Annotated in this window: 19 protein-coding genes; 12 read left to right on the forward strand and 7 right to left on the reverse strand. The window is 59.7% G+C overall.

All coding sequences use genetic code 11. The annotated features are described in order from the left end of the window. The first annotated feature begins 37 nt into the window (after positions 1–37). From H4P12_RS09890 to glmM, 5 genes are all read left to right on the forward strand, one after another. Complete coding sequence (locus H4P12_RS09890) at positions 38–2,581, forward strand: putative PEP-binding protein (RefSeq protein ID WP_425498213.1); 2,544 nt, start codon at positions 38–40, stop codon at positions 2,579–2,581. 306 nt (positions 2,582–2,887) lie between these two features. After that, positions 2,888–3,556: a cell wall hydrolase gene (locus H4P12_RS09895; RefSeq protein WP_187793527.1), complete on the forward strand. Its 669-nt coding sequence runs from the start codon at positions 2,888–2,890 to the stop codon at positions 3,554–3,556. A gap of 42 nt (positions 3,557–3,598) precedes the next feature. Beyond that, entirely contained in the window at positions 3,599–4,387 is a 789-nt protein-coding gene (locus H4P12_RS09900; RefSeq protein ID WP_246449225.1) for a dihydroneopterin aldolase, read from the forward strand. A 3-nt stretch (positions 4,388–4,390) separates the two neighbouring features. After that, the gene (gene folP, locus H4P12_RS09905) at positions 4,391–5,383 is read left to right on the forward strand and encodes a dihydropteroate synthase (protein WP_187793528.1); all 993 of its coding nucleotides are present in this window, start codon (positions 4,391–4,393) and stop codon (positions 5,381–5,383) included. Next, positions 5,380–6,723 carry a phosphoglucosamine mutase gene (glmM, locus tag H4P12_RS09910; protein ID WP_187793529.1) on the forward strand — a complete coding sequence of 448 codons (1,344 nt, stop codon included), beginning with the start codon at positions 5,380–5,382 and terminating at the stop codon, positions 6,721–6,723. The genes folP and glmM overlap by 4 nt, the downstream gene beginning before the upstream one ends. 33 nt (positions 6,724–6,756) lie before the next feature. Here glmM and H4P12_RS09915 read toward each other — a convergent pair whose 3' ends face one another. Together H4P12_RS09915 and dksA are read right to left on the reverse strand one after the other, a co-directional pair. Beyond that, complete coding sequence (locus H4P12_RS09915) at positions 6,757–7,881, reverse strand: FAD-dependent oxidoreductase (RefSeq protein WP_187793530.1); 1,125 nt, start codon at positions 7,879–7,881, stop codon at positions 6,757–6,759. Positions 7,882–7,971: 90 nt separating this feature from the next. Next, positions 7,972–8,394, reverse strand: coding sequence for an RNA polymerase-binding protein DksA (dksA, locus tag H4P12_RS09920; RefSeq protein WP_187793531.1), 423 nt, complete (start codon positions 8,392–8,394; stop codon positions 7,972–7,974). Positions 8,395–8,560: 166 nt separating this feature from the next. Between dksA and H4P12_RS09925 the strand changes: the two genes are divergently transcribed. From H4P12_RS09925 to H4P12_RS09935, 3 genes are all read left to right on the forward strand, one after another. Next, on the forward strand, positions 8,561–9,400 hold the full coding sequence (locus H4P12_RS09925; protein ID WP_187793532.1) for an AAA family ATPase: 840 nt from the start codon (positions 8,561–8,563) through the stop codon (positions 9,398–9,400). Next, positions 9,397–9,846, forward strand: coding sequence for a GNAT family N-acetyltransferase (locus H4P12_RS09930; RefSeq protein ID WP_187793533.1), 450 nt, complete (start codon positions 9,397–9,399; stop codon positions 9,844–9,846). Before H4P12_RS09925 ends, H4P12_RS09930 begins: the two co-directional genes overlap by 4 nt. Before the next feature lie 89 nt (positions 9,847–9,935). Further along, positions 9,936–11,216, forward strand: coding sequence for an O-acetylhomoserine aminocarboxypropyltransferase/cysteine synthase family protein (locus tag H4P12_RS09935; protein WP_187793534.1), 1,281 nt, complete (start codon positions 9,936–9,938; stop codon positions 11,214–11,216). A gap of 49 nt (positions 11,217–11,265) precedes the next feature. On the opposite strand, the gene H4P12_RS09940 is transcribed toward H4P12_RS09935, so the two are convergent. Further along, on the reverse strand, positions 11,266–12,204 hold the full coding sequence (locus H4P12_RS09940; RefSeq protein ID WP_187793535.1) for an SIMPL domain-containing protein: 939 nt from the start codon (positions 12,202–12,204) through the stop codon (positions 11,266–11,268). A 224-nt stretch (positions 12,205–12,428) separates the two neighbouring features. On the opposite strand from H4P12_RS09940, the gene H4P12_RS09945 reads away from it, so the two are divergent. Continuing rightward, positions 12,429–15,752: a hypothetical protein gene (locus tag H4P12_RS09945; protein WP_187793536.1), complete on the forward strand. Its 3,324-nt coding sequence runs from the start codon at positions 12,429–12,431 to the stop codon at positions 15,750–15,752. A gap of 59 nt (positions 15,753–15,811) precedes the next feature. Here the strand turns inward: H4P12_RS09945 and H4P12_RS09950 are convergent, their stop codons facing one another. Beyond that, positions 15,812–16,819 (reverse strand): TraB/GumN family protein, encoded by a 1,008-nt coding sequence (locus H4P12_RS09950; RefSeq protein WP_187793537.1) that lies wholly within the window; start codon positions 16,817–16,819, stop codon positions 15,812–15,814. A 196-nt stretch (positions 16,820–17,015) separates the two neighbouring features. Here H4P12_RS09950 and H4P12_RS09955 point away from each other — a divergent pair, with 196 nt between their 5' ends. The 3 genes from H4P12_RS09955 to H4P12_RS09965 all read left to right on the forward strand — a co-directional run bounded on the left by H4P12_RS09955 (position 17,016) and on the right by H4P12_RS09965 (position 20,129). Beyond that, positions 17,016–17,303, forward strand: coding sequence for a co-chaperone GroES (locus tag H4P12_RS09955; RefSeq protein ID WP_187793538.1), 288 nt, complete (start codon positions 17,016–17,018; stop codon positions 17,301–17,303). 47 nt (positions 17,304–17,350) lie between these two features. Further along, complete coding sequence (gene groL / locus H4P12_RS09960; protein ID WP_187793539.1) at positions 17,351–18,997, forward strand: chaperonin GroEL; 1,647 nt, start codon at positions 17,351–17,353, stop codon at positions 18,995–18,997. 136 nt (positions 18,998–19,133) lie between these two features. Further along, a complete protein-coding gene (locus H4P12_RS09965; RefSeq protein WP_187793540.1) occupies positions 19,134–20,129 on the forward strand; it encodes a cation efflux transmembrane domain-containing protein in 996 nt (331 codons plus the stop codon). On the opposite strand, the gene H4P12_RS09970 is transcribed toward H4P12_RS09965, so the two are convergent. The 3 genes from H4P12_RS09970 to H4P12_RS09980 form a co-directional block, all read right to left on the reverse strand. Beyond that, a complete protein-coding gene (locus H4P12_RS09970) occupies positions 20,116–20,526 on the reverse strand; it encodes a GFA family protein (protein WP_187793541.1) in 411 nt (136 codons plus the stop codon). The genes H4P12_RS09965 and H4P12_RS09970 overlap by 14 nt on opposite strands. A gap of 67 nt (positions 20,527–20,593) precedes the next feature. Further along, positions 20,594–22,129, reverse strand: a complete 1,536-nt coding sequence (locus H4P12_RS09975; RefSeq protein ID WP_187793542.1) for a Ppx/GppA family phosphatase — start codon at positions 22,127–22,129, stop codon at positions 20,594–20,596. A 55-nt stretch (positions 22,130–22,184) separates the two neighbouring features. Beyond that, positions 22,185–24,350: an RNA degradosome polyphosphate kinase gene (locus H4P12_RS09980; protein ID WP_187793543.1), complete on the reverse strand. Its 2,166-nt coding sequence runs from the start codon at positions 24,348–24,350 to the stop codon at positions 22,185–22,187. Positions 24,351–24,357: the final 7 nt, after the last annotated feature.

Here is a 24,357-nt window from a genome sequence, read left to right on the forward strand (position 1 = left end):
TGCGGCATGACTGGCGCGATGCCTATCTTCCACAATCATGGATATGCGCGACAGCCCCGATCTGACCGAAATCACCCCCTCGGCGGGGATTGAACGCCATCACCACGGATGGCGGGCGAAATGCCTGCAACGTCTGATCCGGCTTGAGTTGCCGGTTCCGCGCAGTTTTGCCATTCCCGCCTCGACCGTGGCCGGTATCGCCAGCGGTCGACGCATCCCGCTGCCCGAACTGCGTGCGCTGTTTTCTCAGGATAACCGGTTGGTCAGCGTTCGCCCTTCGGCGGTCATGCCTGAATGGGGCGGGCCACGCACGGTGCTGAACGTCGGCATCAATGACGACACCCATACGGCGATGTCGAAATCTATCGGCGGCGCAAACGCCGATGCGATTTATCTGGATTTTGTCCAAAGCTACGCCATCAACATTGCGCGTCTGGACCCCGACATGTTCACGCAGGACGGGCCGGGTGCGCTGGCACAGGCTTTGCACCTGTATCACGACCAGATGGACGAACCCTTCCCCCAGGACCCGGGCACCCAACTGGCCGAGGTTTTGCGGTCCATGTCACGGGCATGGGACGGCCCGACAGCGCGCCTGCTGCGTCAGGCAAAGGGCGCCCCGGCAGATGCACCCCTTGGGTTGGTCGTCCAGGATATGGCCCCTGCCCTTGGTCCTGGCCTGTGCGGATCAGGCACTATTCAGTTCATCGACCCGGTCAGCGGCGCACCCCGCATCACCGGGCGTTTCCGTCGCCAATCACAGGGCGCAACAGCCGGTCAGGACGTCGAGACATTTTATCTGGTCAAGGATGACCGCGGTTCATCGCTGGAAGACGTCGCACCAGAGCTTTTCGGTGATCTGGTGGCATATGGAACCGCCACCCGTGCGCGGCTGCGCGAAGAAATGCAGATCGAATTTGTCATCAACAATGGCAATATCTCGATCATCGATGCGACGCGGGTGCAGCGTTCATCCCGTGCCAATGTCCGGGTGGCTGTCGCGATGGCGCGCAACAAGATCATTACAACGGCCGAAGCCGTGATGCGGGTCGAACCGCGCGCACTGGCCGATCTGTTACACCATCAGGTCGATCCGGGCGCCCCGCGTCACGTTATTGCGCGTGGCATCAATGCCAGTCCGGGGGCGGCAACTGGCAAGATCGTCTTTACCACAACCGATGCACAGGCGGCCGCGGCACGTGACGAGGCCTGTATCCTGATCCGTCGCGAAACCAGTCCCGAAGATATCCGTGGGATGCATGCCGCTGTTGCGGTTCTGACAGAACGCGGCGGCACCTCCAGCCATGCGGCGGTGATTGCGCGTGGGCTGGGCAAGCCCTGCATCGTCGGAGCAACAGGAATCAACATCGATCTGCGCCATCGCAGGGTCAAATTTGGCAGCGAGGTGCTGGAAGAAGGTGACGAAATCACCGTCGACGGCACCTCGGGCGAGGTTTTGGCCGGGCGTGTCACGCTGCTGGGCCCGGCCTTGGATGACAGTTTCAATCAACTGCTGGACTGGGCGGATCAGGAAAGCGACATCGTGGTTCGCGCCAATGCCGATACGCCCGAAGATGCGCGAATGGCCCAGACCTTCAAGGCGCAAGGCATCGGTCTGTGTCGCACCGAGCATATGTTCTTTGACGCGAACCGCCTGCCCGCAATGCGCGAGATGATCTTTGCCGACACGCCGGATGATCGTCGTCTGGCGCTGGAGCGCATTTTGCCGATGCAGCGGCAGGATTTCCGCGAATTGTTCGAAATCATGGCGGGGTTGCCCGTCACCATTCGTCTGTTCGACCCGCCTTTGCATGAATTTTTGCCACATGATCGCGAAGGTATTCGTGAACTGGCAGAATCATTGGACCTGCCCCTGTCGGATGTGACCCGCCGGGTTGATGCGTTGTCAGAGTTCAACCCGATGCTGGGAATGCGCGGCGTTCGCCTGGGGATCACCGTTCCGGAAATCTATGACATGCAGGCCCGCGCGATCTTCGAGGCGGCGATTGATGCCGCCGCAAGGACGGGTCAGCCCATCGTCCCGGAAATCATGATCCCGCTGGTCAGCGCCGTGCGAGAGGTCGAGATCGTCAAGAACCGCATCGACGCCGTCGCGGCCGAGGTGCGCAACGTCCACCGCATCGATTTCGACTACAGGCTTGGGGTGATGGTCGAAACACCGCGCGCGACGCTGCGGGCCGGAGAAATTGCCGAGCATCTTTCATTCCTGTCCTTCGGCACAAATGACCTGACGCAAATGACCTATGGCTTGTCGCGCGATGATGCGGGCCGCTTCATGGGCATTTATGTTGGTCAGGGTGTCTATTCCGAAGACCCGTTCCACATTCTGGATCAGGATGGCGTGGGCGAATTGGTCCTGACCGGTGTCCAAAGGGCACGGCAGACCAATCCCCAGATCATCTTGTCCGTATGCGGCGAACATGGCGGCAATCCTGAATCCATCGCGTTTTGTCATGCCGCCGGCGTGGACTATGTCTCTTGCTCACCCTTCCGGGTTCCTGTGGCCAGACTGGCCGCCGCGCAGGCAACAATTCAGGCGAAATCGAAAACGAACCATTAAGTCTGGAATTTTGTGATGATTCGCTGAATTCGTCGATTTTTTTCAACTTCAAGTTGCTGAAAATAGGGCCGAATCGGTCATTTATCGCGTCCTCCGCGCCAAAACTCGCCAGTTCAGCAAAATCTTGTCGGCAGCTTTCTGCCGGAAATAGCCAGTTTCCGCGAAACCAGACGCCTCACGCCCCTGTGTCATGGTTCGCGGCTTCGGAAAAATCCTAATCATCTTTCTGGAAAAAGATGGCGGTCATCTGCTCGCGACCGCGTCACCTTTACGACCTGTCAATCTGACGCGGTTATAGGAATAAAGATGAAAACGCTGCTTAAGCGGTTCGCGCCGGTTTGTCTGTGCGCAACTGCCGCACTTACTTTTGCCTCGGCTGCCGCCAATGCGGGCGGAAACGGATCGTTATTCTCATCGGATGCTGGCATCTTCGGTGCTGCTTCGAATGCGATGGAATTGCCCCGTCCCAAGCCGCTTCTATACACAGATGCCGAACCTGTGAAAGTGGAAAATCTCGTCATTGACGAAGATTATGACGCCCCGGATGCAAAGCTGTTTTTGGCCAGCACGCGCACCCAATTCAGCGAACAGGATCTGAACTGTTTGTCGGAAGCGGTGTATCACGAAGCGCGTGGTGAAAGCAGTCAGGGACAGGCCGCAGTGGCCGAGGTCATCCTGAACCGGGTGGACAGCCGCGCATTCCCCCGCACGGTTTGCGGCGTCGTCAATCAGCCCAGCCAGTTCAGCTATACGATCGGCGGGCCGAAACCGATCCGCAACAAGGCAGCCTATATGCGCGCCCGCAATATCGCGGAAAACGCGCTGGCCGGTGCGCCGCGTGTTCTGACCGGTGGCGCGACCTATTTCCACACGCCTGCGGTGCGTCCGGCATGGTCGCATCGGTTCCAGCGGACGGCACGTATCGGACAGCACATCTTCTACCGCCGTGGCGGTCAGCGCGTCGCCTCGAACTGATGCGGTGACGACAGGCTTGCCTGTCGTCGGCTTTTGCTGTGAATGACAGCTATGGAAAAGCCCGACCGCATTCACCTGAAAGACCTGATCATCGCCGCCGAGATTGGCGCGTTTCAATCCGAACGCGGCCATCCGCAACGGCTGCGCTTCAACATGACCGTTGATCTGCGGGATCGCGTTTCGAATACGGAAGATCATGTTGACCATATCCTGTCCTATGATGTGCTGACGCAGGCCATCGACACCGCGCTGGCCGATCAGCGATACAATCTTGTCGAAACGCTGGCTGAAAAAATCGCGGCCGAAGTGTTGGCCCATCGCCAGGCGGCCCGGATCGAAGTCAGCGTCGAGAAGCTGGATCGCGGGCCGGGCGCGCTTGGTGTGACCATTTCACGAAGCGCCTCGAGCATTCAGGCATCGCAGGCCGTGACGCCATTTCGCGTGATTGTGGGTCAGCCAGCCACCATGCCCGATAATGCAGCGGTCATTCTGCCCGCCACCCTGGGGCTGCCTTTACCGACGGGCGGCGATCAGCGACGGATCACCCTGTTGGCGCTGGATCAGGCCGCATGGGCGCTGGCCGGCCGGATGGGTCTGGAAGTGGCCGAAACCCGGACCGAACTTGACGCGGCCATACGGTCCGAACGCGCCGTGGTCTGGGCTCCGACGCGGTTGACCGCAGACGCCCCGGAAGCAGGCCAGCAACCGGCAACGCTGGGCCTGTGGCTGGCTCGGCGGCTTGGCGCGCATCGGATCGACTTTGCGGGAACGAAGGCGGCGCCTGCGCCAATCCCGGATGACTTTCAGATTGCGATCGGTCATATCGACTGAACCATGACCGACCGGATCTACTATCGCCCCATTCCAACAACCGCAGCGGATGCGCGTTATCGCCTAGCAGGAGGGTGGACAGGGTTTACACGCTTCGAAAGATTGCAAAGGGGAGAACTGCCCAAGATCGTCGACGACGCCCCCGCCGAGGTCATCGAGGCACTGACGGCACCACGCCCCCCCGTTGCCGGGCTGGACCTGTCACAGCCGGTTGTCATGGGGATCGTCAACGCGACACCAGACAGTTTCTCGGACGGAGGCAGCTACGATCCAGTTAAACAGGCCAAACGCCTGTTGCTGGAGGGTGCAGACATTCTGGATGTTGGCGGAGAGTCGACCCGGCCCGGCGCAGCCGAGGTTCCCGCAGCCGATGAAATCGCCCGCATCCTGCCCGTGATCCGGGCCATCGCTGGCAAGGCACCAATTTCGGTCGACACCCGCAAAGCCCAGGTTGCTGCGACCGCGCTGACGACTGGTGCGGCCTTGATCAACGACGTGTCAGGCTATGACTTTGATCCAGACTTGCCCGCGCTGATCGCCCAATCTGACGCGCCAATCTGTCTGATGCACGCGCAAGGCCTGCCCGAAAGCATGCAGGACGATCCGCGCTATGGTGACGTTTTACTGGACGTTTATGATGCGCTGGAAACCCGTATCCAGCGTGCGGTCGATGCGGGTACCAAGCGCGACCGGATCGTCATTGATCCCGGCATCGGTTTTGGCAAAACGCTGGACCATAATCTTGCCATCTTGCGGCGAATTTCGCTGTATCATGGCCTTGGCTGCCCTGTTCTTCTGGGCGTGTCGCGCAAGCGGTTCATTGGCACCATCGGCCAGACCGATAATGCAACGGAGCGCACGCCTGGCACCTTGGCGGTGACACTGGCGGCCCTGGATCAAGGTGTGCAAATTCATCGCATCCACGACGTAAAAGACATTGTTCAGGGGATACGCCTGTGGAGCGCCCTTAAAGAAAAAGAAAAGGTAATGGGATGAGCAGAGGATTATTCGGGACAGACGGTGTGCGCGGTCGCGCCAACACCTATCCCATGACAGCAGAGATGGCTTTGCGGTTGGGCGCGGCGGCTGGCCGGTATTTCCGCCGCGACAATAACAGTGCCCATCGGGTCGTGATCGGCAAGGATACCCGTTTATCCGGCTATATGCTGGAAAACGCGCTGACCGCCGGTCTGACCTCGACCGGGATGAATGTGCTGCTGCTGGGCCCGGTGCCGACGCCTGCGGTCGGCTTTCTGACCCGCTCGATGCGTGCAGATGTGGGCATCATGATTTCAGCCAGCCATAACCCGGCCGAGGATAACGGCATCAAGTTTTTTGGTCCTGATGGCTTCAAGCTGTCGGATGAGGCCGAGGATGAGATTGAAGCCATCGTTGCAGGCGATATCGAACCGACGCAGCCCCGGAATATCGGCCGCGCCAAGCGGATCGACGATGGTCGCGGCCGTTATGTCGAATATGCCAAGACAACCTTCCCCGCCGGGCAGCGGTTGGACGGGCTGAAGATCGTGATCGACTGTGCCAACGGTGCCGCCTATCGCGCCGCCCCCGAAGTGCTTTGGGAACTGGGGGCGGATGTCATTGCGATCGGTGTGAAGCCGGACGGTTTCAATATCAACGCGGGCGTCGGCTCGACCCATCCAGAAGCCTGCGCCGCCGCCGTGCTGGAACATGGCGCGCATCTGGGAATCAGTCTGGATGGTGACGCAGATCGGGTCGCCATCATCGACGAAAAAGGCCGCCTTGCCGATGGCGATCAGATCATGGCGTTGATGGCCGCACGCTGGGCCGAACAGGGGCGCCTGCGTGGCGATGCCCTGGTCGCAACGGTTATGTCGAACCTTGGGCTTGAACACTTCCTCGACCGTCGCGGATTGCGGCTGGAGCGCACGAAGGTCGGTGACCGCTATGTCGTCGAACGTATGCGCGAGGGCGGCTTCAATCTGGGCGGGGAACAGTCTGGCCATATCGTCATGACCGACTATGCCACCACGGGCGATGGCCTGATCGCGGCGATGCAATTCCTTTCCGCGATGGCCGAAAGCGGCCAGCAGGCCAGCGAACTGGCGACCCAATTCGACCCCGTCCCACAACTGCTGAAAAACGTGCGCTATGCGGCGGGCGCAGATCCCTTGTCCGCAGCGGCAGTTCAGGCCGTGATCGCAGATGCGGAAAGCCGACTGGCCGGATCGGGCCGCGTGCTGATCCGTAAATCCGGAACCGAGCCGCTGATCCGCGTTATGGCAGAGGCCGAGAACGAGGTCCTGCTTCGTGAAGTGGTGGACGGGATCGTTGCAGCCGTCGAAAAGGCCGCCTGAACCATAAACGCCGCGCGTCACTCGCGCGGCGTTTCACGATACGGTTTCGCGGATCGGATCATAGCCATAAATCCAATCGAATCGCGACAACAGCTTGCCCGGCGCAACCCGCCCTGCCAGCCGCAGCACCGTATGACCCACCAATCGCTTCGGCCCCGTCAGGTGATAGTTGCGGGCATTGTCGTTCGCGGCCTGCACGATCCTGCTGCAGCGCGGCTTGCGCAGGCTTTCAAATCGCTGCAATGCCCGCCCCTGATCCATGTCGGCATCCAGACATGCGGTCAAAATCCACGCATCCTCGATCGCCATGCAGGCCCCTTGCGCCATGAACGGCAGCGTTGAATGTGCGGCATCGCCAATCACCACCTTCTGGCCATCCTGCCAGACCCGCGCCACCTCGTGCCGGAACAGGCCCCAGACATTGGTTTCATGCACCCGCGCCAGCCAATCAGGCACGGGCCCGCCAAATCCGGCAAAGGCGGCGCGCAGATTCGCCGGGTCGTCGGCATGTTTCCAGCCTTCTTCCTGCCAGTCATGGCGCTCGATCACGGCAACGATATTGCGCAACCCGGCCGGCAAAGGATAGCTGACCAGATGCCGCCCCGGTCCCATGAAGACCTGCGCTTCGGGGACGCCACCATCGTCTGCGATAACCGCGCGCCAAGCGGTTTGTCCGGTGAAGAATGGAACCTCGCGCCCGTTCAACGCGGTCCGAACCCTGCTGCGCAGACCATCCGCCCCGATCAACAGCGACGGTTGCGGAAAATCCACGACATCCTGCGCCAACTTGATGTCGACCCCCGCGACACGCGCGGCATCAGCCAGCAACGCAATCAGACGGGCGCGGTGGATCAGACGAAAACGCCCGTCCGGGTGGCCCGATCCCAAATTCATCCTGACAACATCCGCCCCGGATCTGTCCCGCAATCTGACAGCATGGCTGGGCAGCGAGGCCGCGTCCAGTGCAAGGCCCAGACCAAGCGCATCCAGCACGCGGACCGCATTTGGCGAAAGCTGCAAACCGGCCCCAACCTCGGTCAATTCGGGTGCCCTTTCCAGAACCGCCACCCTGGCGCCGCGCTGCGCCAGCGCGATTGCCGCCGTCAGTCCGGCAATACCGGCACCGATGATCTGGATGTCACGCCCCTGCAACGACATGCCCGCACCCCTGTCAGAAATAGAAATGCCGCCAACCCAAAGGATCAGCGGCGCTCATCTTATGCTGATCTGCCGAACTCGGCTGATCGCTTAGTCGTCGCGGTGAACGCGTTCGCGGCGCTCGTGCTTTTCCTGCGCTTCCAGCGTCATGGTTGCAATCGGACGTGCATCAAGCCGCTTCAGGCTGATCGGCTCTCCGGTCATTTCGCAGTAACCGTATTCGCCGGTCTCAATGCGACGCAGGGCCGAGTCTATCTTGCTGACCAGCTTGCGTTGACGATCACGGGTCCGCAATTCGAGCGCGCGGTCGGTTTCTTCGCTGGCACGATCTGCCAGATCGGGAACGGCACGGGCACTGTCTTGCAGGCCTTCCAGTGTTTCTGCTGACTGATCCAGCAGTTCCTGCTTCCATGCTTCTAGTTTCCGGCGGAAATATTCCAACTGCCGATCATTCATGAACGGCTCGTCTTCGGCGGGACGATAATCCTGAGGCAGGAAGGTCTGGGCTTTCATGCGTCTCTCCGGCAGCATATGCGGCGGTATAACCGGCATTGCCCGCCAACTAACGGATGAAGTCCGGCTTGTCACTAGCCGAAAGGTCAGTATTTGTGCATTGACCGGCCGAACTTCGCGCAGAGCGGTTTGGACACCACTCATTTTTCGCGAAAGGAGAGCTTTCATGCAATTCACCGGAACTGATCGCTATGTTGCGCCGCCCGAACTGGCGATTGCCGTCAATGCTGCCGTCACGCTGGAACGTCCGCTGTTGGTCAAGGGTGAGCCGGGAACCGGCAAAACCGAGCTTGCGCGGCAGGTTGCGGAAAGCCTTGGCCTGCCGATCATTGAATGGCATGTGAAATCGACCACCAAGGCCCAGCAGGGTCTGTATGAATATGACGCGGTCAGCCGTTTGCGCGACAGCCAACTGGGCGATGAACGCGTGCATGACGTGGCCAATTATATCCGCAAAGGCAAACTGTGGCAGGCGTTCGATGCCCCCGAAAAAGTCGTCCTGCTGATCGATGAGATCGACAAGGCTGATATCGAATTTCCGAACGATCTGCTGCAGGAACTGGATCGGATGGAGTTTCACATCTATGAGACCGGCGAAACGATCCGCGCACAGCACCGACCCGTGGTCGTCATCACCTCGAATAACGAAAAGGAACTGCCCGACGCGTTTTTGCGCCGCTGTTTCTTTCACTACATCCGCTTCCCTGACGCAGATACCCTGAGACAAATTGTCGGGGTGCATTATCCCGGCCTGAAACCCGCCCTGCTGCAAGAGGCCTTGACCCAGTTTTTTGAACTGCGCGAAGCCCCCGGCCTGAAAAAGAAGCCATCGACCAGCGAATTGCTGGACTGGCTCAAGCTGATCCTGGCCGAAGATCTGTCGCCCGAAGATCTGAAGCGCGATCCGGGTGAGATGCTGCCGAAACTTCATGGTGCGCTGTTAAAGAATGAACAGGATGTGGCACTGTTTGAAAAGCTGGCATTCATGGCACGGAGGCAAAGATGACGGTCATCATTCGCGCGGTCGCCGAAAAGGACAAAGAACCGTGGCAGCGCCTCTATGACGGCTATCACCGCTATTATGAACGTCCCGATCTGCCGCAATCCTTCTTCGATCAGGCATTTGATCGGCTTATCGCCAAAAAGCCAGGCGATTTCATTGGCTTGGTAGCAGAAGATGATGGGAAACTTCTGGGTCTGACGCATTACACATATCATGCGCATCTTTGGCGGCCCGAAGGCGTCTGCTATCTGCAAGACCTGTTCACGGCAGAGGATGCCCGTGGCAAAGGCGTCGGGCGTGCGTTGATACAGGCGGTTTATCACGCGGCTGACGCTGCGGGCGTGCCCAGCGTTTACTGGCTGACGCAAGAGTTCAACTATGCGGGCCGAATGCTTTACGATCAGGTCGCAACGCGAACCCCATTCATCCGCTATAATCGTCCGCTGTAGAACATAGCTTCTGTCATTCCCCGGACTTCGGCGTTGCCGTTTCGCATAACGACGATAAGCTGCACCGAAATTGAGGGAGAACAGAATCCATGAGCCAAGGCTTTGATACAACAGCCATCCACGCGGGCAGCGACGCGGATCCGGCCACTGGTGCACGGCAGGTGCCTATCTATCAGACGACCGCCTATGCCTTTCGCGATGCCGAACACGCAGCCCGTTTGTTCAACCTGCAAGAGGTTGGATATATCTATTCCCGTCTGACCAATCCGACGGTCGCAGCTTTGCAGACCAAAGTCGCGGCGTTGGAAGGGGGCGTGGGTGCGGTCTGCTGTTCCTCGGGCCACGCGGCGCAGATCATGGCGCTTTTCCCGTTAATGAGTCCGGGAAAGAATATCATCGCATCTACAAGGCTTTACGGCGGGACTGTCACGCAGTTCTCGCAGACATTCAAACGCTTCGGCTGGTCCGCGAAATTCGTCGACCTGGACGATCTGAAGGCGGTCGAAGCGGCCATCGACGACGACACGCGCGCGATCTTTTGTGAATCGATCAGCAATCCGGGCGGCTATGTGACCGATATTCCCGCCATCGCAGAAATCGCTGACGCTGCGGGCATCCCGCTGATCGTGGATAATACGCTGGCCACGCCCTATCTGTGCAAACCGATCGAGATGGGCGCGACGCTGGTTGTGCACAGTCTGACCAAATACATGACCGGAAATGGCACCGTGACTGGCGGCGTGGTCGTGGACAGCGGCAAATTCGACTGGTCAGCCAGCGACAAATTCCCCAGCCTGTCCGAACCCGAGCCTGCCTATCACGGGCTGAAATTCCACGAAACCTTTGGTGGACTGGCATTTACTTTCCATGGCATCGCTATCGGCCTGCGCGATCTGGGCATGACCATGAACCCGCAAGGTGCACATTACACCCTGATCGGGATAGAGACATTGGGGCTGCGGATGCCACGGCACGTGGAGAACACGCAGAAAGTCGCGGCCTGGCTTGAAAACGACCCACGCGTGACCGGCGTCACCTATGCCGGGTTGGAATCCTCGCCCTGGAACAAGACGGCGCAGCGGGTCTATCCAAAGGGTGCCGGTGCGCTGTTCACCTTTTCGATCAAAGGCGGATATACGGCGGCGGTAAAGCTGGTCGACGCGCTGAAATTGTTCAGCCATGTCGCCAATCTGGGTGATGCCCGGTCACTGGTGATACATTCCGCATCCACCACGCATCGGCAACTGACCGAAGAACAGCAGCGGGCCGCAGGGGCCGGCCCCGAGGTGGTTCGCCTGTCCATCGGCATCGAGGATGCGGACGATCTGATCGCCGACCTGGATCAGGCATTGGCAAAAGCGACAGCTTAAAAAAGGGGCCGACTGGCCCCTTTTCATTTCCGAACAGTATGCTGACAGACTAGTTCGAAGGCGCTTCACCTTCCTCCGGGGCATTGCCCATGGGCACGACCGGCTCACCCGGTGCTGGCGCACCCTGATCGGTGCCCATCGGCGGGGGCATGTCACCGGCGGGTTCACCGCGCTCGCCAGATTTGTCATGACCACCACCATGATGGCCACCCTTGCGCGGCGCACAGGCACCATCGCCGATCAGCGCATATTCAGCCTCGATCTGCGCACTCATCGACAGCTCGCCAGCTGCAATCGGCGTGCTTGCGGCGTCCGAGGCCGCACGCGCCTCCATCATCATCGGGCGCGGACCTTCGGGCTGCGGCGTATCGCGCAACGAAAGGACAGGGCCAAGCGTCAGGCCGCTGGCCTCGGCCAGAACTTCGGCCTTGCGGCGCGCATCCTCGACGGCTTTGCGGCGGGCATCATCTTCGGCGTCCGATCCGTCTTCGCGCTGGAAGCTGATGCCGTTGATCTCATTCGCGCCGGCATTGACGATGGCGTCCATCACCTGGCCCAGATTGCCGATCTCTTTCACGCGGACCGACACCATGTTCGACGCCTGATAGCCAACCACGGTCGGGGCGCGGTTTTCACCATAATCCATCATCGGATTCAGGTTTAGACCCGAAGTCTGGACGTCAGCCTGTTCGATGCCCGCTTCGCCAAGCGCCGCGATCACAGCCGTCTGACGTTCTGCATTCTGCTTCATCGCTTCGGCAGCGCTTTCGGCTTGGGTCGTAACGCCCAGCTGAATGGTCGCCATATCCGGCGCGATACGCGCCTCGCCCGTGCCATTGACGCTGATTGTTGACATGCCGCCATTGCCCGCCATTGGCGAACACATCGTGCCGCCCTGCTGTGCCATAGCCGGCATCGCCATCGTCAGCGCCAAAGCGGTCGACATCGCGAAAATGGCCTGCCCGGTCCTGCGTGTAGTGATCATCATCCCCTGTCCTTTCACGGTTCGGAATCCCTTTGCGACGATAACGCCAGATATAGACGATATGTTCACCCCCGCTCGGATCACAGTTTCGCTGATTTTTGTTCACAGATACGGCAGAAATCCGCGAGATATGCTTTCCTCACCCCACAAATTGCGGTAAATCATAATCAACCCCACCAAATCGCGGCATCAGAACACGCGATCATAATCGAGCAGCGAATAAAAACATGAATAAACATGCCGCACCGCCCGAATTTGCCATGAGCTTCACGCAAGAAGCCGTGCTTTTGGAACAACGTCAGGGACGCGACTGGCGACCCTTGGGCCAAGCCTATTTCGCCGGTCGAGAGATGGCCGCGAAGCTGCACGCCCTGCGTGATGAAGCGGGCGGCGCATCTGGCGACCTGGATACCATTCTCGTGATCCCCGACGACCAGATCCTTTACACTACGCTGACGGTGCCATTCGGCTCTGACACGGCGGCGATCATTGGCCGCGCACTTGAAGGGATGACCCCCTACAAGACCACCGAACTGGCCTTTGACTGGTGCCCGGCCGAAAATGGCGAGATCGAGACGCTGCGCGTTGCCGCCGTCGCCCGGCGCACGCTGGAAGAGGCAGAAGATTTCGCCCGCGCTCAGGGATTCCATCCGGCAGGATTCATTGCCCGCCCCGGTGACAACCGCTTTGAAGGCGATCCCGAATTCGGCCCAAGCCGTCTGGCGCAGGAACAACTGACCCGCCACCCCTTCTCGGAGCCTGATCTTAGTCAGGCGCGGATCACCGACCCGGTTATTGCAGATGCCCCCGTGCCGAGCGAACCGGCACCTGTGGTCGAAACCGCAGCGTCAAAGGTGGTCGCCGAGGAAGCAGAAGAGGCGATGACCTCGGCTGCGGCTCTGGCTGCCTCGGAACCGGTTGAGCCTGCCAAAGCGACCGAAACGCAAGCCCCGGTGGCTGCTGTCACGGTGTCGCGTATCATTGCGCATCATGTGCATGTGGCAGCGGCAGAACCAAAACAATCAAAGCCCGACGCGATCGCGCGCCTGCAGGCTGCCGTCGAAAACGTCAAGGCAGCCAATTCGGAAACGCCAACCAATTCGGAACTGCCAACCAATTCGGAACGGGCAGCGCAGCAAGCAGTCAAGGACGAACTGGTTGAAATCGACGCCCAAGAGCCGGCCGAAGATGCCGAGGGCCTGGCAATAGGAGTGATCCGTCACGGCGCACGAAAAGCACCCTCGACCCAAGGGCTGTCCCCTCGTGCGCAGGCTGTTCATTCCCGCGCACGTGAAGCCAAGGCGCTGCGTGCCGAACAGTCCGATGTCGAGCCTGCAATCGCTGCGCCCTCTTTGTTGACACGGGTGCGGAACCTGAACCCAAGCCGTTTGACCATGATGATCGGTGGTTTGGCGGTGCTGGTGCTGGTCGTGCTGATCTTCTTCGGTGGTCGCGGTGACGATGTGCCTGTCGCGCAGACCGAACCCGCAAGCGAACAGGTTGTCGCGACGCCCGCCACGCAAGACGCCATTCCGGAACAAGACGTCGTTCAGGAGGGTGCGTTGGACGATGTCGGCACTGCCGAAGCTGAATTTGCAGATCAGAACCTGCCAGCCGCCGCTGCATCAGAGGGCGAAACAGCGCAGTCCGAAACCGCAGCGGCACCGATCGAAACCATCGATGAATCGTCCCCACCCGTCGCGCCTGCCGATCTGGCGACGGACCAGGCCGCACCGGCTGAAGCCATCACCGATGCGCAACAACAGGCTGCCGCAACGGCAGCGACGGCAGCAACCACGGCTGTGGCCGCGCCAAGCGTTACGACAAGCCGCCCACCAGCCGCCCGTCCGGCACAACAGCCCGCAGCAGCAGCCGAACCCGAACGTAACGCTGCGCAGATGGCGCTTGGCAACGATACGCTGAGCCGCGCACTGAATGACGCGATTGTCGCCCGCGATGCCCAGCGTGCGGCCGCGGCTGCCGAGGCTGCGCGCCAGCAAACCATCAGCGCGGCAACCATGACGGGCGATCTGGCGAACGCGCCCAGATCGCGCTCGATCGGTCAGGCGACGGCAACGCCGACGCCTGCGGCTGCACCTGCGCCGACGACGCGCCAACCGCGTCTGGCAAGCTCGGCCCGCCCGCCGCGTGCAACCCCGGCCCGTGCCACACAAACGGCAACGGATCGTCAGCCGACGGTTCCGGCCAATCCGCAACCCTATGCGCAGCGCACGCAGCCAGAGCCAAGCCGTCTGACCGGCAACCGCCCCCCAGAACGCCCGGCCACGCAGCGCCGCGCCGCTGAACCGGTCGTGACCCCGGCTGCCGCTGCGCCTGCCGCGGCACCAGCAGCCACGACCCAGCCGGCAACGCGCCCTGCCGCATCGTCGCCGCGCCCGCCATCGCGCCCTGACCGGCAGACCATGCTTGAGGAAGGCAGCACCAACGAAGACGCTGCTCCGACCAAACTGACGGCGGATGAGCGTCTGTTTCTGGAAAACCTGCTGCTTGATCTGCGCACCGCGCAGGTCGGCGCAAACGGTTTGACACAAGCAGAACGGGGTGCCCTTATCCGTTTGGCCGATGCGCGTCCGACCCGCCGTCCGTTATCCGTCGGTGCAACGTCGGAACAGGCCGTTCGTGACGCGGTCGCGGCGGCCGTAGCCGATACGGATCGCCCCACACCTCGCACCGATGCCCAGGCCGCACCGCCATCAATGGCCTCTGCATCTTCTTCGGCAGGGCTTGGAAGCTCGACGCGCCCCATGGCCCGCCCCGGCAACCGGACCGTCGCCAGCGGCAATGACCCCGGCCCTGGCAACTCCAGCCTTTCAAAAGCGGCAGTTGAAGATGCGATAGCTTCTGCCGTTGCCAGTTCGCCCTCCCAGCCAGGCGCCGTCCCATTGACGGCGCTTACTTCATCTGCGATCCCCGGTCGCCGTCCGGGCGGCGGTCGTGCCGCAGCTTCTGCGGTTGCCGATGCGGTTTCGCTGGCGGCCACGTCGTCCAACGCTCCCACTGCTGCCGACCTTCGCGCGGCGGCAGAGGCCCAAAGCGCCGACGAGCTTGCAGCGCAGCGCCGGGCCGACGATGATCTTCAACGTCAGGCGGAGGAACGCGCCCGTCAGTTCGCCGCAGCCGACGCCCGCGCCGAGGCGCAGGCCCGTGCCGCCGCCGAGGCCCGCGCACGTGCGCAGGCCGAAGCAGAAGCCGCCAATGCAGCCCGCCGTCAGCAAGCATATCAGCCACCCGAAGCGGAATCCGAACCCGAGGTTGCCGCTGCCGATCTGCCCGATGGCCGCACACCAACCACCGCTGGCAACGCGGCCACGGTTGAACGTGGCATCCAGCTGAACCGCACGCAGATCATCGGCACCATCGGTGCGGGTCGCGCCAGCCGTGCGTTGGTCCGCCTGTCAAATGGGCGGGTGCTGACATTGCGGATCGGGGACAAGATCAACGGCGGCACGATCTCTGCTATCGGAGACAGTCGGATCACCTATGTCCGCGGCGGTCGTCAGCAGCAGCTTTCCGTTCTGGGCGGTCGTTGATCAGCCACGCGAAAGCGGCTTTCACACATCGCGCATGAGCTGTCAGAGCAAAGCCTGCATCATTGCAGCGGCCTGATCGTCCAGCCGTCTTTTTCCAGCAATCGCAGCACGCCATTTTCGCCTGGCAGGTGCAATGCGCCAAATCCGGCAACCACGGATTTGCCTTGTGCGGCAGCCTCGGCTGCACCTTTGGTCAATGGCGCGATCCAGCTTTTGTTTCGGCTGTCCATCAATTTGGTTTGCGCCAGCATCATCTGTTCGTCCACCTGCGCCCGGGACATGTCGGAATTGCGATAGGCGTCGAAGCGGCCAAATTCCCAAATCGTCCAGATATCGCTGTCAAAATATGCGTCGCTAAGGGTCACGCCGTAATCATCCGCATGGGCTGCAACGGGTAACGAAACACGAATCATGTCAATTTCCTGTTTCGGGGTCATATCACCGAACAGCGAAAAAACCGTGTCCCAAGGCTCAAGCGCGATCACAGGAATATCCATGTCTTCGGCTTCTTGTACCAAAAGCTGATCCAGCCCCTCGCCCCCATCACTATTCAGCTGGGTCATCATACAAGGGCTGATCCCCAACATCATCGCGACATACCAGGGCCGCAAACGCGAGGTGACAACGGCCGGCGTGCCGCGATCCTCCATTGCGGAGGAAAGCACCTGCCAGTCCTCGTCGCTTAGCCGTTCGGGCAGAGTCGGCCCGGTGGGATCGACCATCAGGTCCGGATCTGCTGTCAGGGCGTCGGTCAGTTTCTTTTCTTCAACCGGCCCAGCCTCGACATATAGCGCGGCTGCATCCTGCAACGCAGGCTGCAGGCGGGATAAGGTGACCTGGTGGCGTGGATCGGTAAAATGATAGGTGCCGACCATCGTGATTTTCTGGTCGCCCTTTGTCGCCTGCCACAGGATACCACGCGCAAAGGGAACGTCTTTCGTGGCCGCATTGATTTCCGCACGTTGATCGGCGGGCATCGTTTCAAGAAGGTTCGTGCCGACGCATTCCGCCGCCGCTGCCCCCGCAGACAGTCCCAAAATGAAGATCATCGCCACCGGCAAACGCATATCGCAATCCTTCATATACGACATCAGATCAGCATAAGGCTGGCACAGGAATCCGCCGACGACCATAGGGGCAAAAATTTAGCCTTGGGAATCGTTGACACATTATGAAGCTGTCCCTAGATCACTCGCATTGGCACTCGCATCAGGTGAGTGCCAACAACGAAACACTGCAACCTGTGATACGGAGTGTTCCATTATGGCATTCAAACCGCTGCATGACCGCGTTCTGGTTCGTCGCGTCCAATCGGACGAAAAAACCAAGGGCGGCCTGATTATCCCCGATAGCGCAAAAGAAAAACCCGCCGAGGGTGAGATCATCGCCGTTGGCGAAGGTGCGCGCAAGGACTCGGGAGAGTTGATCGCACCGTCGGTCAAAGCTGGCGACCGCGTTCTGTTCGGCAAATGGTCGGGCACCGAAGTCACGGTCGACGGTGAAGAACTGTTGATCATGAAGGAAGGCGACATTCTGGGCATCATCGCCTGAGGCGAATGAACCCACGCATCCTTCAACATTAACTTCAGGAGATTCAAATGGCTGCTAAGGAAGTCAAGTTTAACACCGACGCACGCGACCGCATGCTGAAAGGCGTCAATATCCTCGCCGATGCTGTCAAAGTGACCTTGGGCCCGAAAGGCCGCAACGTGGTGATCGACCGTTCGTTCGGCGCACCGCGCATCACCAAGGACGGCGTCACCGTTGCCAAGGAAATCGAACTGGCTGACAAGTTCGAAAACATGGGCGCGCAGATGGTTCGTGAAGTCGCTTCGCGCACCAATGACGAGGCCGGCGACGGCACCACCACCGCCACCGTTCTGGCCCAAGCCATCGTTCGCGAAGGCATGAAGGCCGTTGCCGCGGGCATGAACCCGATGGATCTGAAGCGCGGCATCGACCTGGCGACCGCCAAAGTCGTCGAGGCGATCAAAGCTGCTTCGCGTCCTGTCAACGACAGTGACGAAGTGGCACAGGTCGGCACCATTTCGGCCAACGGTGAAGCCCAGATCGGGCGCTTCATCGCTGACGCCATGCAGAAAGTTGGCAACGAGGGTGTTATCACCGTCGAAGAAAACAAAGGCATGGAAACCGAAGTCGAAGTCGTCGAAGGCATGCAGTTCGATCGCGGCTACCTGTCGCCTTACTTCGTGACCAACCCCGACAAGATGGTTGCTGATCTGGAAGACGCCTATATCCTGCTGCACGAGAAAAAACTCTCGTCGCTGCAGCCGATGGTTCCGCTGTTGGAAGCCGTCATTCAATCGGGCAAGCCCCTGCTGATCATCGCGGAAGATGTTGAAGGCGAAGCCTTGGCGACGCTGGTGGTCAATAAGCTGCGTGGCGGTCTGAAAATCGCTGCTGTCAAAGCACCGGGCTTCGGCGATCGCCGTAAAGCCATGCTGCAGGATATCGCTATTCTGACCGGTGGTCAGGTCATCAGCGAAGATCTGGGCATGAAGCTGGAAAGCGTCACCATCGACATGCTGGGCCGCGCCAAGAAGGTTTCGATCAACAAGGACAACACCACCATCGTTGACGGTGCTGGTGAAAAAGCCGAGATCGAGGCACGCGTCGCACAGATCCGCCAGCAGATCGAGGAAACCACCTCGGACTACGACCGCGAAAAACTGCAAGAGCGTGTGGCCAAGCTGGCTGGCGGCGTTGCCGTTATCCGCGTTGGCGGCATGACCGAAATCGAAGTGAAAGAGCGTAAGGACCGCGTCGATGACGCACTGAACGCGACCCGTGCGGCCGTGCAGGAAGGCGTTGTCGTCGGTGGCGGCGTTGCACTGGTTCAGGGCGGCAAGACCTTGGATGGCCTGAAGAGTGAGAACTCGGATCAGGAAGCCGGTATTGCAATCGTTCGCCGCGCCCTGGAAGCTCCGATGCGTCAGATCGCTGAAAACGCTGGTGTCGATGGCGCCGTCGTTGCAGGTAAGGTCCGCGAATCCAGCGACAAGGCATTTGGCTTTAACGCACAGACCGAAGAATATGGCGACATGTTCAAGTTCGGCGTTATCGACCCGGCAAAGGTCGTGCGCACCGCGCTGGAAGATGCAGCATCGGTTGCTGGTCTGCTGATCACCACCGAAGCCATGATTGCTGAAAAGCCCGAGCCTAAAGCCGCTGGCGGCGGTATGCCCGATATGGGTGGCATGGGCGGTATGGGCGGCATGATGTAATCATCCCCCTGCCCCTTGGCAGACTAGAAAGGGCGTCCCTTGGGGCGCCCTTTTTGATTCTCATGACGATCAGCTTGTGCAGTCCGACATTGCCGGCCTAAATTTGACAACAAGCAGGACTGGCCAAGGAATCGGAATGGGCGCACAGGACATCCCCACGACACAGCAATTGGAAAGCCGATCCCTCGGTATCGCCATGGCTGGCAATCTTGTGATGGCCGTCGCAGGCGTGGTGGCGGGCTTCATGACCAATTCGAACGCCATCATCATGGATGGCCTGTTTTCCATGACCGGCTTTGCATCGGCTTTTCTTGCCCGAGGTATCAGCCGCAAGATAGAAGCGGGCCCGGATCGTCTGCGCCCCTATGGCTATGCCGCAGACGAGGCGATTTTCGTCACCTTCCGTTCGCTATCGCTTCTTGGGCTTGTTCTGTTCGCGATCACCTCGGCCGCGCGTAATATCTTCAGCTACTTGCACGGCAACACGCCAGAACCACTGAATTTTGCACCCATGACCGTCTATTTCGTGCTGATCACGGCGATCTGCTTCTGGCTGTGGTGGAGCCATTGGCAAAGCTGGATCAAAAGTGGAAAGAGCAGTGATATCCTTTTGGTGGAAAGCCGCGCGGCGGCATTTGACGGGGCGATCACGCTGGCGACCGGTATCGGAATGTTGGGCATCTATCTGCTGCGTGACGGCCCGCTGGCACCAATCGCGCCAGTCGGCGATTCGATCATCGTCATCATCTTGTGTCTGACGGCGATTGGGCAATATATCAGTGGCTTGCGGTCTGGTCTTGGCGAATTGGCCGGTGTGACTGCCGCGCCAGACATCGTGGCCCGTGCCCATCGCGCAGTGCGCCCGGCCCTGATACAGGACGGCGGCAGGCTAACAGATCTGTCGGTGACCAAAAGCGGGCGCAGCTATTACGTCAGCGTCTATTACGATCCGCTACGCCCGATGGCTGCCGCAGAAGTCGACACACTCAATTTGCAACTGATCTACGATATGCGCGCCGCTTTACCGGGGTCGGATGTGCTACTGGTCATCTCAACCTATCCACGCCGCTGGCCCGACGCGGTCAACCCCTTCAAAACGCAGCCTGACAATCCATCCATCAAAGAGGCGTAAATCGCAGCACACCGACCCGTCGATCGGCAAAGCCGTCATTGGGATGATGGACGCCGTCATTCACGATGATCTCGGCAAAGTCGAATGGGCTGATCCCTTCGATGCAGGCCACATTAACGCCAAATTCGTTCGGGTTCGAGCGGCGCTGATGATGGGTATAGATGCCGCATGTCCTGCAAAAATAATGCTTCGCAACACCCGTCCCGAATTGATACAGCGTCAGGTTATCTTCCCCCGCCAAGAATTCGATGCCGTCCAATGGTGCCGATACAGCAATTGCCCCACGCATCCGACATAGCGAGCATGAACAGCGTCGGGCGGTATTGAATTCATCCGTCAGCCGAACGCGAAACTGAACGGTTCCACAATGGCAGGCAGCATTATGGCCAACTGGCATGACATGCTCCTCAATTTCCTGAGGCAAGCATGAGGGATCAGTCATTGAAGTGCAAGTTCTGCGCCGCCTACAGCACCACCGGCTCGACATCCATGGCCTTGCACAGGGATTGAAAGCGCGCCTGGGCGACCTCTCCCATCAGTTGACGGCCGGTTTTGGTCAGCTTCAACTGCAATTGTTTCTTGTCGGGGAAATAGCGCAGTGTGCCTGCATCCGACGGATCGTCAATGGCGAACATTGCGCCGAAACGCATCGCCTTGCCCAGAATTTCGGCATCCCGGATCTCTTCGTCTGTCAGCAGCTTGAACAGCGGCTCCATCGGTGAGTTCGAGCGGCTGTTCTTATAGCGGTGTAGCAAGGCCAGCCCCAGAAAGACCCGTTCGGGATGGCTGAGCGCCGCCATGTTTGCGCGGGTCACATTGTCGAAGCAGGCCTCGGCACGATAATCGGGATGCGCGCGCCAGGTGGTATCATGCAGCAGGCAGGCCGCATGGATCAGCCGTTCTCTCTCGGGGGTCGCATCGGCAAAGATCGGTTCCAGAAACTGATAAAGCTTTTTGCCGAACCCCGGAATTCGCGCCATCTGGCGTTCGGTGAACCGCGCAGCCTCGATCAGCGGGTCACGCTTGCGAAGGCTGTCTGACATATGCTCATACAGCAGACCCTCGCGGATACCATAGCTGGAAACGGCAAGTTCCTTTGGCTTGAAAGTATCGACCAGCTGCTCCAGCACCAACGAGGCCAAGGGCAGCAGTTCCATCCGCGACGATGAAATGCCGACCTTGGCGCGCAGCTCATTTATGTCGTGATCGTTGATCCATTTCACCGTGTCATGCACGGCTTCGGGTGTCATGCGGTATTCGTGCAGAACGGTCATCGGGTATTTGGCCCGCTCCATGTCCAGTCGCGCAATGGCCCGCCACGATCCGCCGACCAGATAAATCCTGTCATGATCGGTGCCCATCTTGGCGGCAAGTTCGCCCATAATCTTGCGGATGTGTTTGATCACACCTTCTTTTCCGCCCTTGATCTGTTGCAGGCGGAACGGCCCCAATTGCGAGGTCACGCGGCGACCGATATTACCCTCGCCATCCAGTTCGGCCAGTTCCATCGAGTTGCCGCCGATGTCGCACACCAACCCCTTGGCATCCGGCCAGCCCAACAGCACCCCCTGTGCGGATAACCGTGCCTCTTCCTCACCATCAATGACATGCAGCTTCAGACCAGTTTCCCGTTCGACCCGGTCCTGAAAGGCAGGGCCATCCTCTGCTTCGCGCACGGCGGCGGTCGCGACACAGGTCAGTGGTTCTATATCCATGCCTTTGGCCAGCGCGGCAAAGCGTGCAAGGGCGGCAAAACCGCGTTCGGCACCCTCGGGGTTCAGCTTGCCGGTTTCGGCCATCTTGGCGCCCAGTCCGGCCATCACCTTTTCGTTGTAGAAATAGGCCGGCGATCTGGCTGCACCATCGAAAACCACCAAACGGATCGAGTTCGACCCCACGTCGACCACACCGACCCTCGACAAGGCGCGTTTTGGCAGCTTTTCGAACATTTTACCGAGATGTTCGATATTCTTGCCGCTGGACGTTTGCACGTTGTTCATCGCTGCCTCCATGCTGGCGCATCGGGACCGTTAATGGCCCGTGTTCCGCCGTTGGTCAATCGGAAGAATGGGCCAGTTCCGGAACATCCCTTGCCCGCGCCTTACCTCGGCCCGACAGTGACGGGTTTTCCATGAAGAAACGGTGACAGTTGAATAGATCATCATTATCTTCAGGGAGATAGCGGACAAACCTGCCATTGGGTTGCAACAGCCAGCTTTGCGCTTCATCGGCCATATTCGCCGCCATGACCTGACTGACGATCTGCGCCTTGACGGTTTCATTCATGCATTCGACCAGCGTTTCCACCCGCCGCGACAGGTTGCGGTCCATCCAGTCGGCCGAACTCAGAAAGACGCGCGCCTTTTTGGATGGCAGTTCACTGCCATTTCCGAAACAGACGATACGTGAGTGTTCCAGATAACGGCCAATGATGGATTTCACACGAATATTTTCTGACAATCCCTTGATACCGGGGCGTATTCCGCAAATTCCACGCACGACAAGACTGATTTTCACGCCCGCCGCACTGGCGGCATAAAGTGCCTCGATTACGTCTTTTTCGATCAGCGAATTCATCTTGGCCCAGATCGTTGCCGGGCGACCCTCGCGGGCATGCTCAGCCTCTTTCGCGATCAGCGAGAGCAGCTTTTCTTTAAGATCAATGGGCGAGATCGAGATGTTTTCCAATCCGGCAGGCTGCACATAGCCCGAAAGGAAATTGAATACCTTCGTCGCATCGCGCCCCAGGGACCGGTCGCATGTAAAAAGCGACAGATCGGTATAAACACGCGCGGTGATCGGGTGGTAATTACCGGTGCCGTAATGGGTATAGGTGACCAGATTGTCCCCCTCTCGCCGCACAACGGTGCTGATTTTGGCGTGCGTTTTATAGTTGACGAAGCCATAGACCACATGGGCACCGGACCGTTCCAGACGGCGTGATTGCCGGATATTTGCCGCCTCATCAAAACGCGCCTTCAATTCGACCAGCGCCGTGACTGATTTGCCTGCCTCGGCCGCTTCGCACAGCGCTTCGACGATCGGACTGTCGCGACTGGTGCGATACAGGGTCTGTTTTATGGCCAGAACGTCGGGATCGCGGGCGGCCTGTTGCAGAAAGCGCACGACCATGTCAAAGGTTTCATAGGGATGATGCAGCAGCATGTCTTTTTGCCGGATCGCGGCGAACATATCGCCGCCATGATCCTGAACCCGTTCGGGAACACGCGGGGTGAAGGATGGCCAAAGCAGATCGCGGCGGCTATCCAGAACCAGTTCGTTCAGATCAGCCATGCCAAGCAAGCCTTTGACGTCAATGACCTCGTCGGGGCTGACGTCAAGCTCTTCCATGATCAGACGGCGCAATTGTTTGGGGGCGCCCGCCGTAATTTTCATGCGAATAACGCTGCCACGGCGACGGCGCTTCAGGGCCGTTTCAAATTCACGGACCAGATCTTCTGCTTCTTCCTCGACCTCAAGATCGCTGTCGCGCAGCACACGAAATGCGCAGTGACCGATATCGCGATAGCCCGGAAACAAGCTGGACAGATGCATCAGAAGCAGATCTTCCAGCGGCAGAAAGCGCTGTCCGCCCGGCAAGGGCACAAAGCGGCGAAGCTGTGCCGGAATCGGCAACAGCGCCTGCATCTGTCGACCATCCATATCACGCGCCAGTTCCAGCGCCAGCGAAAACCCCGCATTCGGGATGAAGGGGAACGGATGGGCGGGATCAATCGCCAAAGGCGACAGAACCGGGAACACCCTGTTTTGGAAATAGTCGTGCAGGAATTCCTGATCCGCCTCGGTCAGGCGATCACGCGGCAGAATCACGATGCCTTCGGCCTCCATCTCATGGCGCAGATGGTCCCAGACGGCTTGCTGCGCGCTCATCAGATGGCGAGCATCGGTGTTGATCAATGACAATTGCTCGGCCGGAGAGCGGCCATCGTCCGAGGGGGTCGAACTGCCTTCACGCATCAATTCGCGCAGGCCAGCCACACGGACTGTGTAAAATTCATCAAGATTTGTCGCGCTGATCGAGATGAAGCGCAGTCGTTCCAACAACGGGACACGCTGATTTCGCGCCTCATCCAGCACGCGCCAGTTAAAGCTGAGCCAGCTTAACTCTCGGTTAAAAAACCTTTCGGCGTCTTCGGGTGGGCCATCGGGAAGCTCAAGCGGTTCAGGGAACGGGGTGCGCAAAAAATCGGCTTGGGTCATAGCTTTA

The sequence above is a fragment of the Paracoccus amoyensis genome (genome assembly GCF_014490725.1).
GTDB classification, from domain to species: domain Bacteria; phylum Pseudomonadota; class Alphaproteobacteria; order Rhodobacterales; family Rhodobacteraceae; genus Paracoccus; species Paracoccus amoyensis.

Excerpts from the sequence above, each read along its gene's own strand:
- H4P12_RS09890 (WP_425498213.1), top strand. The coding sequence starts at position 38 with ATGGATATGCGCGACAGCCCCGATCTGACCGAAATCACCCCCTCGGCG.
- H4P12_RS09895 (WP_187793527.1), top strand. The coding sequence starts at position 2,888 with ATGAAAACGCTGCTTAAGCGGTTCGCGCCGGTTTGTCTGTGCGCAACT.
- H4P12_RS09900 (WP_246449225.1), top strand. The coding sequence starts at position 3,599 with ATGACAGCTATGGAAAAGCCCGACCGCATTCACCTGAAAGACCTGATC.
- folP (WP_187793528.1), top strand. The coding sequence starts at position 4,391 with ATGACCGACCGGATCTACTATCGCCCCATTCCAACAACCGCAGCGGAT.
- glmM (WP_187793529.1), top strand. The coding sequence starts at position 5,380 with ATGAGCAGAGGATTATTCGGGACAGACGGTGTGCGCGGTCGCGCCAAC.
- H4P12_RS09915 (WP_187793530.1), bottom strand. The coding sequence starts at position 7,881 with ATGTCGTTGCAGGGGCGTGACATCCAGATCATCGGTGCCGGTATTGCC.
- dksA (WP_187793531.1), bottom strand. The coding sequence starts at position 8,394 with ATGAAAGCCCAGACCTTCCTGCCTCAGGATTATCGTCCCGCCGAAGAC.
- H4P12_RS09925 (WP_187793532.1), top strand. The coding sequence starts at position 8,561 with ATGCAATTCACCGGAACTGATCGCTATGTTGCGCCGCCCGAACTGGCG.
- H4P12_RS09930 (WP_187793533.1), top strand. The coding sequence starts at position 9,397 with ATGACGGTCATCATTCGCGCGGTCGCCGAAAAGGACAAAGAACCGTGG.
- H4P12_RS09935 (WP_187793534.1), top strand. The coding sequence starts at position 9,936 with ATGAGCCAAGGCTTTGATACAACAGCCATCCACGCGGGCAGCGACGCG.
- H4P12_RS09940 (WP_187793535.1), bottom strand. The coding sequence starts at position 12,204 with ATGATGATCACTACACGCAGGACCGGGCAGGCCATTTTCGCGATGTCG.
- H4P12_RS09945 (WP_187793536.1), top strand. The coding sequence starts at position 12,429 with ATGAATAAACATGCCGCACCGCCCGAATTTGCCATGAGCTTCACGCAA.
- H4P12_RS09950 (WP_187793537.1), bottom strand. The coding sequence starts at position 16,819 with ATGCGTTTGCCGGTGGCGATGATCTTCATTTTGGGACTGTCTGCGGGG.
- H4P12_RS09955 (WP_187793538.1), top strand. The coding sequence starts at position 17,016 with ATGGCATTCAAACCGCTGCATGACCGCGTTCTGGTTCGTCGCGTCCAA.
- groL (WP_187793539.1), top strand. The coding sequence starts at position 17,351 with ATGGCTGCTAAGGAAGTCAAGTTTAACACCGACGCACGCGACCGCATG.
- H4P12_RS09965 (WP_187793540.1), top strand. The coding sequence starts at position 19,134 with ATGGGCGCACAGGACATCCCCACGACACAGCAATTGGAAAGCCGATCC.
- H4P12_RS09970 (WP_187793541.1), bottom strand. The coding sequence starts at position 20,526 with ATGCCAGTTGGCCATAATGCTGCCTGCCATTGTGGAACCGTTCAGTTT.
- H4P12_RS09975 (WP_187793542.1), bottom strand. The coding sequence starts at position 22,129 with ATGAACAACGTGCAAACGTCCAGCGGCAAGAATATCGAACATCTCGGT.
- H4P12_RS09980 (WP_187793543.1), bottom strand. The coding sequence starts at position 24,350 with ATGACCCAAGCCGATTTTTTGCGCACCCCGTTCCCTGAACCGCTTGAG.